The following is a 16395-nucleotide window of genomic DNA, read 5'->3' on the forward strand; positions in this document are numbered from 1 at the left end:
GCCTTCTGATCAAGATGGAAAGGAAACGAATCATGTTTGAGTCATAATTGTAAGGAAATGGGTACATTGTTCACGGTAATGACACGTTAACTTCGCTGCTATGATTGAACCAATGTTCACAAAGTTGTATAATGGCAAAGGCAATAGTTAAAAAGTTTCCTATTTATTTTTAATGCAAGGAGTCAAACCCTATGAAGCGTGGAGATATCATCCTGATTGGCGTCGTAATTGTCGCTGCACTAGCGTTTATGGTTCCGAAATGGCTGTTCCAAAATTCAAGTGAAAATTTGCACAATGGTGAAAACCTCGTCGCTGTAATTACCGTCAATGGCGAGCATTACAAGTCTGTGGAGCTGACGGATAAAGAGCAGGAGATCAAGATTACGACAGCTGACGGTCATTATAACCTGCTGAAGGTGCATGATCATGGCATTGAGATGATTGATGCGGATTGCCCTGACAAAGTATGTTTAACCTTTGGCTTTGTGAATCGGAATGGAGATACGATCGTATGCCTGCCGCACCGGGTATTAGTCGAGATTGTAAGCCCTACCGGAGAGGAGGGCGATCTTGATGCCGTCGTCGGATAATCTAACGGATTCCTCCCTTCGCCTCAAGAAGACAGTCATTATTGCGATATTTAGCGCGGTTGCTGTTGTGCTGGGCATAATTGAATCGTTTATTCCATTGCCCTTTGCTGTGCCTGGAGCGAAGCTTGGCCTTGCCAATGTTATGGTGCTCACCTGCCTTTACTTTTTACGCGGCCGTGATGCCTTTGCTTTAATTATTCTCAAGACCGTGATTACCTCCTTGATTCTAGGGACTTTCTCGGCTTTTCTGTTCAGCTTCTTAGGTGCTGTATTCAGTTTTGTGGTGATGTATGGGTTAATGAAGATTGGTCGGGGCAGAATAAGCCTCATTGGGATCAGTGTTGTCGGTGGTGTAGCGCATAACGCTGGACAGCTCACGGCAGCGGTGATGGTATTTAAGACAAGCAAGATCTTTTATTATCTTCCGCCGCTTATGCTTTTAGGTGTGGTTACCGGTGTGTTTATCGGCATCGCGGTCAAATATGTGGTTCAAGCCTTGTCCAAGCAGTCTTTGTTCGAGCCCTTTGTGCCAGAAACGTATTAATTGACTCGTCTTTCATATATAATCAACCTTGGGGAAACGCCAATCGTTCTTTGGGACGCTTCGGGCGTTTCTGCTTGTTTATGCTGATGTTTTAGTTGATCATTCGTCTTGAGGGGGATTCCTTATGATTCGGATGGAACAGATCGCCTTTCATTATCCGAAGCGAGAGGCATTGTTCGAGAATCTATCTTTACATATCGAAAAAGGACAGTGGGTATCGATCGTAGGTCCGAATGGCGCAGGGAAATCCACGCTGGCAAAGCTGATAAACGGCCTCTTGTCTCCTGCGGCTGGGCAGATTCAGGTGGATGGCCTCCCGGTAACAAGAGAGCATGTCGATGAGGTGAGAAAGAAGGTCGGCTACTTGTTTCAGAATCCGGATAATCAGTTCATTGCCACGACCGTGAGGGATGATATCGCATTTGGACTAGAGAATCGTGCGATTCCTAGGGAAGAGATGCTGGATCGCATTCAAGAGGTCGCAGTGGAGCTTCAGATTGCGGACTGGCTTGACCGGCATCCGGCCTCACTGTCTGGAGGACAGAAGCAGCGGGTGGCGATTGCTGGCTTGCTGGTGCTTCAGCCTGACATCATGATCTGGGACGAGGCGACCTCCATGCTTGATGAGCGCTCGAAGCAGGCAATGATGGAGCAGCTGAAGGAGCTTCATCAGAACCGGAATATGACGATTCTGTCCGTTACCCATGATGCTGAGGAGATTCTAGCCTCAGAGCGAGCTATTGTGATTAAGAATGGCCAAGTGGCTGCCGATATGACGCCGCTTGAGCTGTTCGAGCAGGAGGAGCTAGCGTATGAATGCAAGCTGATGCCTCCTTTCGCGCTGGCATTATCCATGGCCATGAAGAAGAAGGGCTGCCGCATTGCGCCTGTGCAGGACGAGAGAGAGTTGGTGAACGCGATATGGCCATCGTAACGTGCAGACAGCTGGGCTATCGGTATCGTGATGAGGATAGCAGCAGAGCCTTTGCGCTTCATGGGGTGAACCTGGAGCTTGAGCAGGGCTTGTTCTATGCGGTGCTTGGCTCAACAGGATCAGGCAAATCAACGCTGCTTCAGCACTTCAACGGCATTTACCAGCCTTCGGAAGGGGAAATACAGGTATTGGACGTGACCTTCCAAGCTGGACAGAAGAAAAAGGGGCTGAAGGAGCTGCGAAGCAGAGTGGGGCTTGTCTTTCAATTCCCGGAGCAGCAGCTGTTCGAGGAAACGGTGGAGAAGGATCTGATGTTTGGTCCAATCCAATTCGGCAAGAGCAAGGAAGCCGCGCGCGAGGCTGCCAGCAAGGCATTGGCCGAAGTTGGCTTGTCACGGGAGCTTCTAGAGCGCAGCCCCTTTGAGCTGTCAGGCGGACAGATTCGCAAGGTAGCGATTGCGACCGTACTGGCGTCAGAGCCGGAGCTGATCGTGCTCGATGAGCCGACGGCGACGCTTGATCCCGTAAGCCGCCATGAGCTGATCGAATTATTGCAAGAGCTGCGGCGCAAGGAGGGGCGGACGGTTGTAATGGTCACCCATCGCTTGGACGAAGTATTTTGCGCGGCAGACCGCTTTGTTCTGATGAAGGAGGGGACCATCACCTTCACAGGTACGCGGCAAGAGCTGCTGGAGTCGCCCGAGCGATTGGCTGAAGCAGGTATTGTGGAGCCGCAGATGATGACCTTGGCTCTAGAAGCGAGCAGAAGAACAGGGCTGCCCGTTGCAGAGATGCCTTGTGAGCTTGATGACTGGGCGGAGTGGCTGATGAATCACAGCGGATTGGCAAGCGGACAGAGCGGACAGCCTGCTCATGCATCTGATCCTGATGATGACAACAGGACAGCGCTTGGCCAGCCCGCAGCGCATGAACCTATCGCGGAAGAAGAACAGGCTGGCGAGCTGAGGCCTGCAGGAACAGGTGAGGAGGGGTGAGCATGCAGACACGAATGATCATGGGACGCTATGTTGAAGGCGATTCATGGATTCATCGGCTTGATCCGCGAGCGAAGCTTGGCGCGATGGTGCTGTTCTTGGTCGCCGTCATCTTGGCCTCGCGTGGACTTGAATTAAGCATCTTGACTGCATTTGCTGTCGTGGTGCTGCTCTCCTCCCGTATTCCATTTACGCGATATATTCGTGCAGCGAAGCCGTTATGGCCGCTGATGGCGTTCATGTTTATTTTCTATACATTATTCGAGCACGGTGGAGACATATGGCTTCAATGGGGAAGCTTTCGCATTACGAGCGAAGGGGTTCTGCTCGGCTTGTTCGCGGCCTGGCGCATGTTTCTCTTGATCTCCTTCACTTCAATCCTAACCTTCACGACGACGCCGATCGCGCTTAATTTGGGCTTGGAGTCTGCACTGAAGCCGCTGTCCATCGTAGGCGTGTCCGCGCAGTCTTGGACGATGATGATCACGATCTCGCTGCGCTTCATCCCTACAATCTTTCAGGAGGCGGAGAAGCTTCTGAAGGCACAGGCTTCACGCGGTGCCGATTATCAGGACTTGAAGCTGATGGATAAGGCGAAGATGGTGCTCACGCTAATGGTTCCCGTAACCGTCGGCGCCTTTCGCCGGGCAGAGGAGCTTGTGATGGCGATGGAGGCAAGAGGCTATGTGCTTGATGCACCTCGCACCTCGCTTCGCACTTTGACGTGGAGAGCGGCGGATACGCTGTTCCTATTGCTCTTTGTCATTATGCTGTCTGTGATGATTGTCCTTTAGATGTTCGCCCAATTTGTTAAAATTAATGCTATTGGACTCGCCTGCGTATTAGGATATCCTGCCAAGATATCTGCATACGAGGAGAGTTCAAACATTTTGTGAATATGATCACAAATATTGTGAAATATGTTACAATTGAATATATTAATTTTTAACGGAGTAGGGGGAACGGACTGTGGCTCGATATTTTAATGGAAAAGAAGTGGAACTGCTTGCGCCGGCCGGTACGTTCGACATTTTTAAAGAAGTCATTGACGCCAATTGCGATGCGGTGTACTTTGGAGGCCCATCGCTGAACATGCGCATGATGCGCAAAGGCTATAACTTAAGCTATGAGGAAGTCAAGGAAGCGGTCCAAATGGCTCATGACAGAGGCAAGCGTGCCTATATTACAGTGAACAACTTGCTGAATGAAGAGGACTTGGAGGAAGCCAAGCGTTACTTCGCCTTCTTAAACGAGGTTGGCCCTGATGCGATTATCGCGCAGGATCTCGCTGTATTCCCATTGATTCAAGAGATGAATTATAAGAATATCCCGGTTCATTCCTCAGTCATGATGAACGTGCACAATCTAGAGATGATTGAGGCCGTGAAGGCAATGGGAGTAACCCGTGTCGTCGCTTCCCGAGAGATGGATCTGAAGACAGCTGAGATTCTGCAGGCGAAGAGCGGCATGGAGTTTGAGTATTTTGTTCATGGTGATATGTGTACGGTGCACGGAGCCAACTGCCTGTACAGCTCGATGCTGTTTGGGAACAGCGCGAACCGCGGCCGCTGCATGAAGCCGTGCCGCTGGGATTATCGTGTGAAGAAGGATGGCAACGTCTATCCAACCGAATATCCGCTCGCTGCTAAGGACATGAATATGTACGAGCATATCCCGGAATTGATTAAGTCAGGCATCACCTCCTTCAAAATCGAAGGCAGAATGAGAGATACCGAATTCCTGCTCATGGTTGTGAATGCCTACGGCGAGGCCATTGATCGTTATCTTGCAGATCCGCTCAGCTATAATCGAGAGGAAGGCAGCGATACCCTGTATGAGAATCGCAAGCGTGATTTTACAACCGCTTATGCATTTGGCAAGCCTGGGCTTGATTTCATCAATCGCCGTTATGAAGGAACAGGCAAATTCTACAGCACAGGCAAGGTGTTCAGTACACCCACGGCTGAGCGCGAGCTGAAGGAAGAGCGTGTCCTGCAGGTGAAGGAATCGCTTCAGCAAGCGAAGCGTAAGGAGCCAGCAGCATCAGTGCCTGAGATTACAGTGCATGTCAATAATATAGAACAGGCGCGAGCGGCTCTTGAAGAAGGCGCAAGCACGATCTACCTGACGGGTGACGTATTCCAGCCGGATCGTCCATTTGGCCGACAAGATATTGAGATGCTGACGTCTGAAAAAGGCAAGGCCAACATTATTCTTGGCATGCCTCGAATGATGAATGAGCTGCACATGGAGCAGTATCATCACTTCTTGACAGAGGGCAAGAAGCATCATAACTATGGGCTTGACGGCTTGCTGGTATCGAATATCGGAGCTATGCATAAGTTCCGCCCATTCGATCTGCCGATGATCGCTGATTTCAATCTGAATATTTATAATCATCTCTCCGCTTCTTTCTATAAAAACCATTTTGGCATCAGCCGCATGCTTCCGTCGCTTGAGCTTCCGCTTCAAGATCTGACGAAGCTGCTTCAGCATTCAGAGCTTCCCGTGGAGATGATCGTACATGGGTCGCCAATCGTTATGTATCTGGAGCATGATCTGTATGCGAATGCGAGAGAACTGGAGCCGATTGCGAAGGAAGACAATCAGTATGTCGACAATCGCCACCTTGTGCTGCTGACAGACAAGGGCGAGAACCCGGTGTACCGCGATGCGACAGGACGCAATCACTTGGCGCTTGCCAAGGAGCTGTGCTTCATGCCGTTCCTGAAGGAGCTTCATGCTGCGGGTGTCAACCACTTCCGTATTGAAGGAAAAACCTATGCGACAGAAGAGCTTCGCATGATCGTTCGCTTGTACCGTCAGGCTGCGGAGAACTTGGAACAGTGTGACAAGTTGTTTGAAGACATGAAGCCGCTCTATGCCGGATATACCCTTGGCGCGCTTCAGTTCGGCCATGCCCTTCAGCTTGAGCTGACACAGGTTTAGGAAAGAACACGCGATTCGATTCATTAGATTTGTTATGATAAAAGAAGGTTAGCAGCATGAAGCAATGTTGGATGTTAGCTGCTTCATCTCTACTTGCTGCTTGAATCGAGGTTAGGTTCTCATACTGCATAGCTCGTACCCATCAACTATGGCGTCGACAGCTTAGATAGAGCATTCAAGGAAACAGAGCGGCAGGCTTATTCATCTGCCGCTTTTTCACGGGCGTGACATAGATGTTGCGAGTGGAGAAAAGACAGATACCATGAAGAGGTGAATCATGATGACCGATAATAACAAGGCGTACATTGGACCAGAAGCCATTGTGGCAAAGCGCAAGCAATATGGCTATCCCTGCACGGCAAACTTCTATAAGAACCCGCCTCAAATTGTAGGCGGCAAGATGCATAAGCTGTACGATCATGAAGGAAAGTCGTATGTCGACTTCTTCACCGGCGTATCGGTGGTGGCCTGCGGCCACTGCAATGAAGCTATTACATCGAAGACGATTGAACAGCTGCAGCAGCTTCAGCATACGTCCACCATTTATTTGACGCAGCCGATGGTGGAACTGGCTGAGCGTCTCGCGAACGGCATTCTCCCAGGGAAGCTGAAGCGCACGTTCTTCGTCAACAGCGGCTCGGAGGCTAATGAAGGAGCGCTGCTCGTCGCTCGCATGCATACGAAGCGCCGCAACTTCTTGGCGCTGGAATACGGCCTTCATGGCCGGACCTTCTTGACGATGAATGTCACGGGCATTCCGATGTGGCGTACGGATGATTACTTGGATTCAGATGTTGCCACATTCATCCCGCGTCCGTATGATCCAGCGCTCGATCTAGAATCAGCAGCGCGCCGCTCGCTTGATGCTCTTGCAGCTGTGCTGGCTGAGAAGGGAGACACGTTCGCAGCGATGATCGTCGAACCGATTCAAGGCAATGGCGGAATGATTGTGCCGCCGGATTGGTACTTCCGTGAGCTGAAGGCCATGCTTGAGGCGCATGGCATCCTGCTGATCGCAGACGAGATTCAGACCGGCTATGGCCGCACAGGGCGTATGTTTGGCATCGAGCATTATGGCATTGTGCCGGATATCCTGACGATGGCGAAGGCGCTTGGCAACGGCGTTCCAATCGGGGCCTTCTCGACCACCGATGAGATTGCGGCGAGCTTGAACCGTCCATCGGCTTCTACCTTTGGTGGCAACCCCGTGTCCGCAGCCACAGCGCTTGCGGTGCTGGATTATATTGAGCAGGAAGGCTTGGTGGAGCGTTCTGCGCAGATGGGTGGCAAGCTGATAGCAGGACTCAAGGCGCTTCAAGCGAAATACCCAGTTATCGTGGATGTGCGCGGCAAAGGCTTCATGGCCGGTGCACAGATTCAAGGCGCGAGCGATCAGGAGAGCGCCGAATGGACGGATGTCATCCTGGAGAACATGAAGGATAGAGGTTATATTATTGGTAAAAATGGCGTCAGCCGCAATGTGCTTGCCTTCCAGCCTGCGATGATTACGCCATGGGAAGATATTGAAGCGATGCTGAACGCCTTGGATGAGGTACTTAGCACGTTATCACATCGTGAATAGATGAGGTCGGATTCCGTATGCAAATGATCAACAAAGTCGTTCACAAAACAAAAATGTTCGGAGAACTGGTCATGTTCTCTCATACGCTGTTCTCGTTGCCCTTCGCGATCATCTCGATGATCTGGGCAGCGGGCGGCATCCCGTCGGCCCGCGTCATGCTGTGGTCCTTAATTGCGCTGGTCGCAGCACGCAATGGCGCGAATGCTTTCAACCGCATTGCGGACCTGAAGTTCGATGCTGCCAATCCGCGTACGGCGCACCGTCATATGCCAAGAAAGGTGCTGCTGCCGCGAGAGGTGTACGTATTTGTCATCGTCAACTTCGCGATCTTCATTCTGGCAGCAGGCATGCTGAACCCGCTATGCCTATGGCTGTCGCCTGTCGCCATCGTTCTTATATGCTCTTATTCGTATACGAAGCGCTTCACATGGCTGTGCCACTTGTATCTCGGCTTCACGATTGCCTCAGCGCCAATCGGGGCCTGGTTCGCCGTAACCGGGCAGTTCGCGTTCACCCCGTTCATCATCGGGACGATTGTCATGCTGTGGATTGCCGGCTTTGACATCATCTACGCGACGCAGGATATCGAATTCGATCGCAGCACAGGCTTATGGAGCGTACCGCGCGTGTTCGGCTTTGAGGATGCGCTCTTGATCTCAAGAACGCTGCATGGCATCATGGTTGCCTTGCTCCTTGCGCTGTACTTTATTCAAGGCCTGGGCTGGCTGTATCTAACGGGCATCCTGCTTTCCATTATGCTGCTCGCCGTTGAGCACAACATTATTAAGCCTTCAAGCCGCAAGCGAATGAATTTGGCGTCCTATAACTTGAATCAGGTCATCAGCATGACGATTTTGTTTTTCACCTTGGCGGATCAATTTCTGCTTGGATAGGACAACCGCTGTGCACGGCTATTATTACGGGTGTAGCTTCTGAATAATCGTTATTAACGAGGTATCTTTTCTCATAGGAAAAGTGAGCTTCAAGAATAAACGAAAGAGCCTTTAGAATCGCTTCTAAGGCTCTTTCGCTTTCTACGATTCATATTTAAGCAAGTCAAGACGGACTCCCAGAAGCTAAATAATAGCTTAGCCTCCTGTCTTGCCGTGTATAAAAAGTACCCGTAATCCAGACACATTCATTATAAGTGCCCAGTTTAGCTGCATTATTCATTATCGTTTTTTTCTTTTCTTTCTCTTTCCTTACGAAGGAGTTCATCTCTTTCTAATGCTTCTTTAACTAAATCCCTCTTGGGTATCCTGCCATTTATAGATATCAAGAAAAAGATCATAATAACTTGTAAATATACTATTAGTAGAAGCAGAATACTCAGCCCCCTCTAGATTATATTGAAAAGGTGACATCTGTCTGTCTCGCTGGATTGTATTCAGTAATAACGGATAAAGAGAAACTTCCAATTCCTTTAATGTCGATTCCAAGAGAACCAGATATATGTTTTTTTAGTGGAGATCATGTCTTGATGATACTTCACCGATAGTAGCGCGCCTGTATGATTCGATTAAGAACATCCTTCATTTTTTCTCTGAAAGAATATTATAGGATTATTTGGTATAAATTTCAATATTGATCATTGTGATATGGGACGATCTCTATAGCGAAAGACAAATCAAAACACCTTTAGTTGATATCAACTATGTACCTTAGATGTGTTCTTGTGTTGGCAGCCAGAAGAACGGGCTATTTAATCAGATCCTTTCATTGGTATTTTCTGCTCTAGACAACTGTGCTATAATCGTTTGCAAGCATGAATGTAAAGTAGTCGAGATGAGTTTAGATTAGCTGAGATGAGACAGGAGAGCGTAGCCAGATTTATATTTGTGTGCCTCACGATGCAAACATCCCCTGTTCTCCTCTGTCAAAAAACGGAGGTCCGAAAAATGAAAAGCATATTATCCCAACTGACGTATCATCCTGATGAGCAGACGTATACGACGCAAGGGCAGGTCGAGATCATTCGGGTCATTACGCCCCTTGATGAAGTGGCGGCTGTGAATGACATTTTGGAGCAGATCGATTCTGCGCGCGGCGCCCTCTATTCCAGTTCCTATGAGTACCCTGGCCGATATTCGCGCTGGGACATGGGATTTGTTCATCCCCCCATCCAACTTCGAACAGTAGGCAATCGATTTTACATGGAAGCACTGAATGCTCGCGGCGAGGCTATGATTCCGCTCTTGCTGGAGGCGCTTGTCGAGCTTGATTCTATAGAAGTGTTTCTGCAAGGGACGACCATCGAAGGCACGATTCATCGCTCGAAGGGCACCTTTACAGAAGAAGAAAGAACATCGCAGCCCTCTATCTTTCAGGTGCTAAGAGCGCTTAAGAATCTGTTTTATGCGGAGGAGGACTCCTTCTTAGGGCTGTATGGCGCTTTTGGCTACGACCTTGTCTTTCAGCTTGAGGCGATTGACTTCCGTCAGCAGCGGGAAGAGGATGCGTCAGACTTAATTTTATATATTCCTGATGAGATTGTAATTGTTGACCATCAGATGTCTTGTGCTTATAAGTTGTCCTATGAATTTGAGAAGGGCCAATATTCTACGCGAGGCATGCCTAGAACCAAGACGTATCTGGAGCCTGCTAAGGCTTACGCTGGAACAGAGCCCTTATCCTATGAATATCAAAATGGTTATTATGCAGGGCTGGTACAGCAAGCTATTGAGGAATTTAAGGCGGGCAATTTGTTTGAGGTTGTGCCTTCTCAGACCTTGTATGAGCCTTGTGTTGATGCCCCGTCACAGATCTTCAAGCGGCTGAAGAAGCTTAATCCAAGCCCTTATGGCTTTATTGTGAATCTGGGTGAAGAGATTCTAGTAGGTTCTTCCCCTGAGATGTATGTCCGTGTAGAGGGCAGCCGAGTAGAGACGTGCCCGATCTCTGGCACGATTCGTCGCGGCAAGAATGCGATTGAAGATGCGGATAATATTCGTACGCTGCTTAATTCCACAAAAGATGAAGCGGAACTTACGATGTGCACGGACGTTGATCGCAATGACAAGTCGCGCATCTGTGTGCCTGGCTCCGTCCAAGTGATCGGACGCAGACAGCTGGAGATGTATTCCCACCTCATTCATACCGTAGACCATGTTGAAGGTTATTTGGAGCCTGCCTTCGATGCCTTGGATGCGTTTATGACGCATATGTGGGCTGTAACGATAACCGGTGCACCGAAGCGTGCGGCGATTCAATGGATCGAGAATCATGAGAGCTCAGATCGCAAATGGTATGGTGGAGCCGTAGGGGTATACGGCTTCGACGGCCACCTGAATACGGGACTTACGCTTCGCACGATTCGCATTAAGAACGGCATTGCGGAGATCAAGGTAGGGGCTACGCTGCATATCGATTCAGACCCTGTGCTTGAAGAGCAGGAGACGCTGACGAAGGCGGCGGCGCTCGTCAAGGCAATTCGAGGGTGGAAGGAGACAGAGCAGTCTGAGAAAACCTCCCCACAGAATGGTATCGGCAAGCGAATCCTGGTAGTCGATCATGAGGATTCCTTTGTGCATACATTAGGCAATTATTTTAGACAGACGGGTGCCGAGGTCGTCACGTATCGTTATTCATCAGCAAAAGAGCAGATTCAATCTGGCAGGTATGATCTTGTCGTGCTGTCCCCGGGCCCTGGAAGGCCGGAGGACTTTGGACTAAAGGACACGATTGCGCACTGCCTCGATCAGAAGCTGCCAATATTCGGGGTATGTCTCGGGCTTCAAGGTATCGTAGAGTACTTTGGCGGCAGTCTTGAGACTTTATCCTATCCGATGCATGGCAAGAGCTCCAATATAGAGCTGATGGAGGATTCTGGGCTCTGGAAGGGACTGGCGCAGGAGATTAAGATCTCCCGCTATCATTCCCTATATGCCAGCTCGGTGCCAGAGAGCTTGAAGGTAACGGCTTCGACCGTTGAAGATGATGTTGTTATGGCAATCCGGCACGAGACGCTGCCGATTACAGCCGTACAGTTCCATCCCGAATCGATTCTGTCCGCAAGCCATGATGTTGGCATTCAGATCATTCGCAATGTTATCAATTCGATCTAACATATACGCAATAGCTTCTTCAGCACAACGTCAGATGACGGCTGCTGAGGAAGCTTTTTTTTCAAATCCACAGTGCCAAGTATGTTGTGTAGTGTAAGTTTTTTATGTTTGTGGTGATAAAGTCCATGAGACGCAGCACTTCTCATTGAATATTTAGTACGATCAGGAATCTCCCCTATCCCTAACCATGGTGAAATACAGATTGAATAATGATATCTGCGCATTCCTCAGGAGCAACTTCATTAAGATGCTCCCAATAGTTGTCGCGCAAAAAATGCTCACTGATCATTTGCTCAAACAAATCGTTTGCCACGACATAAAAGTAGGGCTTAGGTCTTGCTTGGGTAGCCTCAACAAGGGTGGTCTTCCCTGAACTGGTTACCCCGTTTAGAAAAATGATTTTTCCTTTTTACATCTGCCTTCACCCCCTTATTGCTTCGTTTTGATCGTCGGTTCATCATCGAACATGAGCCATCGGTCATATACCTAATTCAAGCCTTCCTGTATCATCTATGATCAAGGATTCCCGTGTGAAAAGGAGAGGATGGTTTTGATCTATCATTTTTTTTCGAGTCTTTCGCCTGCCTTGATCGCTTTGGTCATCTGTCCGTTGGCAGCATGGCTTATGGGGATGGGGGCGGCTTGGTGCCATTGGAGGAGAGGGACGCTTCTTATCGTCTTCTTGCTGCCGCGCGCTTGAAGTGAACACAAGGCTTCACTCGCTCATTGCTGAGAGGCAGATATGTGGTAGATTGCTGAACATAGGGCTGTGATTAAAAGATAAACCTAAAGCCCTACATTAATTCCTTGTAAATCCACAGGTTTAATAAAAATAGGACTTGTAAAAATACTGGAATTAATTTATAAATATAACTGAAATATAAATTATAGGAAAATGGAGGGAAACACTATGGTAGGATTGTTGGAGATTCCATCGAAGCTGGAAGGCGCAACGAGCAGAAGGATCATGCACGAATACGAGACGAAGGTGCGGCCGGAGCATTTTTCTCAACCGATTGACATTGATGTTACGTTGTCCGGCAATCAGACCTCCTTGATGGCTAATATGCCGCAGTATCCTTTTCGATCCACGGCGAACGCCATTGCGTTTATTGAAGAGCTGCTCACGCTCGGAATATCCTCTGTGGTGCTCCGAATTCGAGGAAGCTTGTATGGCCCTGATGACGATGCGGTTATTCGCAGCCATGGAGAGGCGATTCGCCTGATTCGAGAGCACTTCCCGAAGGACAAGCTTGAGATTGTCGTGGATCCTTTCAGCATTGCGCTGAATAAGGATGGGACATGGGGCGTGAAGGATCAGGATGGGAATCTATCTTATGAGCAGACAGCCGAGCTGATTCAAGCGATCACGATTCACTTTGCCGAGAGCGGGATGGACAGCATTATTACGCTGGGACGCATCGAGCATGAAGTGCTGTTAACGAGACAAGCCTTGGAGAAGATTCAGCGTACTGATATTAAGATCAGCTCCTTCTCACAGAATTCTGAGACCAAGAACGCTTATATTTATTTGGAACATACCCCTGACAAGCTGGATACTGGCCAAAAAATCCTCGTAGGCAACTTCACCGAGATGAACATTCAAATGCTCACCGATGTGCTTGATGGCTCCAATCAGGTCATCGTGAAGCCGCTTGAGAACTTCCAATTGATCCTCATGGCTCAGCTGCTTCTGGCAAATGCCAACTTCCTGTCTGATTATCTTCACTCGCCACCCGTTCAAGCCCTTCTTCGTCTGAATGAAAGTACCGCTCAGAAGATCAATCGCATCCTCCATCACATCCCGCAATTTCATGAGCTGTCGCGAAAGGTCAAGGTGGGGGCATACTCTGTCTCTGGAACCTATTATATGCAGAAGAAGATCGAACAGGAGAAGAGCGAGCGTTTTGCCTACAACGTAGTAGAGGAATCGCTGGCTAATGCTTTGGCATCCGCTGGTCCGTCTCTCTATCGAATTATTGACCGCAATGCGAGCTGGTTTGTGAAGCAGCAGCGCTCCCTTCAGGCTTGATTCCAACTAGACCATCTTAAGTGCTGGATAGATGAAATAGATACCTATGATGCTGGGACGAGTCTAGTGCTCGTCCTGCCTTGTTTTTATTAGCTGCGTTATGATCATGGGAAGGAGAACGAAGATGAAAATTATCGGTCTATCCTCTTCCGAAAGCGAGTATCAGACTCAAACAACAGGGGTCGGAGGGGCTATGCATTACTTTTTTAAGGAGTTGTCAAAGCGGACAGAGCTGATCGATGTGTATCAGCCAAAGCCTAATCTGCTGTCGAGGGCCTATTCCTTGCTCAGCACCTATGAGATTGGCAATAAAGAGTGGAAGCGTGCGTACAAACGTCATTGCGCATTATTCCGGGCGAAGAGCCGCCTTTGCCGCAAGCATCTGGAGCAGCATGCAGATCCGTTTGATCTTATCTTCCAATGGCAGTTCTTCTTTTCCCCAACGGATCGTTACCCGAGCCGAGCGCCGTATTGCCTATATAATGACTGGACCACCAAGCTGAACGAGCGCGAATATCCGCATTGGGTCATCCCGAAGATTCGCAAGGAGATCAATGAGCTCCAAACCGAGATGCTGCAGCAGGCTGCTTATGTCTTCGCCTTTACGGACAAGGTTCGCCAGTCCTACATCCATGATTACGGCGTGCATCCTGACCGTGCCGTTACGGTGTGGGGCGGAATCAATATGGATGCCATTCCTGAACGCATCGATAAACCGTATGGGAGCGCCCACATCTTGTTTGTAGGCAATCACTATGAAGCAAAGGGACTGGATACGCTCCTCCAGGCAATGCCAGCCATTCGAGAACGATTCCCGGACACAAGGGCTACGATTATCGGCAATCCTGTCGGACACCCAATGCCGGAGGTTCCGGGTGTGTTCTATAAAGGGGTTGTCCATGACAAGGAGGAAATGCATGCCTTATATCGCTCAGCAGATGTGTTTGTGCTGCCAACGCGCTCGGAGACCTTTGGGCATGTGTTTGCAGAAGCGATGGCGTATCAGCTTCCTTGCATCGGCACCATCACAGGCGGTGTGCCAGAGGTGATTGATGATGGCAAGACAGGACTGCTCATCGAAAGAGGCGACGAAAGGCGTCTCGTACAGCATGTGTGCCATTTGTTTGAGCACCCTGATCTCATGAAGCGCATGGGTGTAAGAGGCTATGACAAAGCCATCAGCAAGTTCACATGGGAAAAGGTAGTTGATCGGATGGAGCCGTACTTGTATGAAGCAGCTTCTTATCAAGCCAAGCAATCTGCGGGAAGCAAGATATCCTCGTAAAGGAGGGAGATCCATGCATATGCCTCCTCTGGCAGCCAAGCTAAACAATGCCGTATTGGCTTGGACGGAGAACGCCTATATCGTGGCGATTCGAGACAGCGTCATGCTGACGATCCCGTTATTTATGATTGGATCGCTGTTCTTGATCTTCACTAGCTTGCCGATTGCGGGCTACGAAGCATGGATGAGCAACCTGTTCGGAAGCGGATGGAAGCAAGCGCTGCTGTATCCCATACAGGCTACCTATGGCATATCAGCCTTGGTCATCAGCTTCGGCATTGCTTATCGATTGGCAGAAAGGGAAGGGCTTGACGCCTTAATGTGCGGCGTGCTGAGTCTGGTCTCTCTTTTTATCATGATTCCTGATTATCGGGTGATAGAGACCTCGGAGGCTGCTTCCATTCGTGTGGATGGAGTTATTCCAGCATCCTACTTGGGCAGCAAAGGCATCTTTGTGGGGATGATCGTGGCTGCGCTCTCCTATAAATTATATCAAGTCCTGATGAAAAGAAAAGCGCTTATCACGCTCCCTCCTCAAGTGCCGGCTCTCGTGGCAAGATCGTTTTCGGCCCTGATCCCTGCGCTGGCGATGATTACGTTCTTTCTTTTTGTAAGAATAAGCTTGGAGGCTGCTGGGTATCAGGATTTGTTTGAGGTGGTTGCCACCCTAGCAGCAGAGCCCATGAAGCAGGCAGCAGGCTCGCTTGGAGGCGTGCTCGTGATCATCTTGGTCATGCAGCTGTTCTGGCTGGCAGGGATTCACGGAGGAGCTCTCATCGGCGCTATTGTGGTGCCCATCTGGATCACGCTCATGGATGAGAATCGATTGGCTTATACCGCGAACCCTCAGCTCCCATTACCGAATATTGTGACCCAGCAATTTTTCGATGTGTGGATCTCGATTGGCGGAGCGGGCTCCTTGCTCGCCTTGGTCGTGCTTATGAATCGATTCGCAAGGAGCAGGCAGGCTCGCGTGATGGGAAGAGTGTCGCTGATCCCTGCTCTATTTAATATTAGCGAGCCGGTGATCTACAGCATTCCGATTGTGCTGAATCCAAGGCTTGGCATTCCCTTTATTCTGACTCCAGTGGTGACGGCGGCCGCAACGTATGCAGCGATGTCCTGGGGCTGGGTAGCAAGACCCGTTGGCATAGCCGTTCCTTGGACCACACCGATTGGCATCAGCGGCTTTTTGGCTACAGGGGGAAAATGGTCAGGTGCCGTTATGCAGCTCGTGAACTTTATGATTGCGATGCTCATCTACTATCCTTTTTTCAAAGCATGGGATCAAAGCAAGCAGCAAGAGGAGCCTAGCGAGCAGGCGCTGTCAGCTGCACAGTAAGGAAGAGTAGATTCACGTCTATTATGATACGAGTGTGCCTCGCATGTAAAAAAAGAGACAGCACCGCTATCTCAACCG

Annotated in this window: 14 protein-coding genes; 13 read left to right on the forward strand and 1 reads right to left on the reverse strand. The window is 49.5% G+C overall.

Annotated elements, in window-relative coordinates:
- The first annotated feature begins 191 nt into the window (after window positions 1-191).
- The 9 genes from B9Y93_RS12930 (at window position 192) to B9Y93_RS12970 (ending at window position 11658) form a co-directional block, all read left to right on the forward strand.
- Window positions 192-590 (forward strand): NusG domain II-containing protein, encoded by a 399-nt coding sequence (locus B9Y93_RS12930; protein WP_085494830.1) that lies wholly within the window; start codon window positions 192-194, stop codon window positions 588-590.
- On the forward strand, window positions 574-1134 hold the full coding sequence (locus B9Y93_RS12935) for a Gx transporter family protein (RefSeq protein WP_085494831.1): 561 nt from the start codon (window positions 574-576) through the stop codon (window positions 1132-1134). The genes B9Y93_RS12930 and B9Y93_RS12935 overlap by 17 nt, the downstream gene beginning before the upstream one ends.
- A 124-nt stretch (window positions 1135-1258) precedes the next feature.
- Window positions 1259-2068, forward strand: a complete 810-nt coding sequence (locus tag B9Y93_RS12940; RefSeq protein ID WP_085494832.1) for an energy-coupling factor transporter ATPase — start codon at window positions 1259-1261, stop codon at window positions 2066-2068.
- The gene (locus B9Y93_RS12945) at window positions 1951-3063 is read left to right on the forward strand and encodes an ATP-binding cassette domain-containing protein (protein WP_244903394.1); all 1113 of its coding nucleotides are present in this window, start codon (window positions 1951-1953) and stop codon (window positions 3061-3063) included. The genes B9Y93_RS12940 and B9Y93_RS12945 overlap by 118 nt, the downstream gene beginning before the upstream one ends.
- Window positions 3064-3065: 2 nt before the next feature.
- Window positions 3066-3857: an energy-coupling factor transporter transmembrane component T family protein gene (locus B9Y93_RS12950; RefSeq protein ID WP_085494834.1), complete on the forward strand. Its 792-nt coding sequence runs from the start codon at window positions 3066-3068 to the stop codon at window positions 3855-3857.
- Window positions 3858-4032: 175 nt separating this feature from the next.
- On the forward strand, window positions 4033-6012 hold the full coding sequence (locus tag B9Y93_RS12955) for a peptidase U32 family protein (RefSeq protein ID WP_085494835.1): 1980 nt from the start codon (window positions 4033-4035) through the stop codon (window positions 6010-6012).
- A gap of 280 nt (window positions 6013-6292) precedes the next feature.
- Window positions 6293-7594 carry an aspartate aminotransferase family protein gene (locus tag B9Y93_RS12960; protein ID WP_085495144.1) on the forward strand — a complete coding sequence of 434 codons (1302 nt, stop codon included), beginning with the start codon at window positions 6293-6295 and terminating at the stop codon, window positions 7592-7594.
- 17 nt (window positions 7595-7611) lie between these two features.
- Complete coding sequence (locus B9Y93_RS12965; RefSeq protein ID WP_085494836.1) at window positions 7612-8487, forward strand: UbiA-like polyprenyltransferase; 876 nt, start codon at window positions 7612-7614, stop codon at window positions 8485-8487.
- Between the two features lie 1005 nt (window positions 8488-9492).
- The gene (locus tag B9Y93_RS12970; protein WP_085494837.1) at window positions 9493-11658 is read left to right on the forward strand and encodes an anthranilate synthase component I; all 2166 of its coding nucleotides are present in this window, start codon (window positions 9493-9495) and stop codon (window positions 11656-11658) included.
- A 181-nt stretch (window positions 11659-11839) separates the two neighbouring features.
- Here the strand turns inward: B9Y93_RS12970 and B9Y93_RS12975 are convergent, their stop codons facing one another.
- Window positions 11840-12058 carry a phosphotransferase-like protein gene (locus B9Y93_RS12975; protein ID WP_342351863.1) on the reverse strand — a complete coding sequence of 73 codons (219 nt, stop codon included), beginning with the start codon at window positions 12056-12058 and terminating at the stop codon, window positions 11840-11842.
- 150 nt (window positions 12059-12208) lie between these two features.
- Here B9Y93_RS12975 and B9Y93_RS24570 point away from each other — a divergent pair, with 150 nt between their 5' ends.
- The 4 genes from B9Y93_RS24570 to B9Y93_RS12990 all read left to right on the forward strand — a co-directional run bounded on the left by B9Y93_RS24570 (window position 12209) and on the right by B9Y93_RS12990 (window position 16317).
- Entirely contained in the window at window positions 12209-12358 is a 150-nt protein-coding gene (locus B9Y93_RS24570; RefSeq protein ID WP_176228920.1) for a hypothetical protein, read from the forward strand.
- A 210-nt stretch (window positions 12359-12568) separates the two neighbouring features.
- Entirely contained in the window at window positions 12569-13690 is a 1122-nt protein-coding gene (locus tag B9Y93_RS12980) for a hypothetical protein (protein WP_085494838.1), read from the forward strand.
- A 124-nt stretch (window positions 13691-13814) separates the two neighbouring features.
- Window positions 13815-14975, forward strand: coding sequence for a glycosyltransferase family 4 protein (locus B9Y93_RS12985; protein ID WP_176228921.1), 1161 nt, complete (start codon window positions 13815-13817; stop codon window positions 14973-14975).
- Window positions 14976-14988: 13 nt separating this feature from the next.
- Window positions 14989-16317 carry a PTS sugar transporter subunit IIC gene (locus tag B9Y93_RS12990; protein WP_085494840.1) on the forward strand — a complete coding sequence of 443 codons (1329 nt, stop codon included), beginning with the start codon at window positions 14989-14991 and terminating at the stop codon, window positions 16315-16317.
- Window positions 16318-16395: the final 78 nt, after the last annotated feature.

This window comes from Paenibacillus aquistagni (assembly GCF_900177815.1).
Taxonomy (GTDB): Bacteria; Bacillota; Bacilli; order Paenibacillales; family Paenibacillaceae; genus Paenibacillus_B; species Paenibacillus_B aquistagni.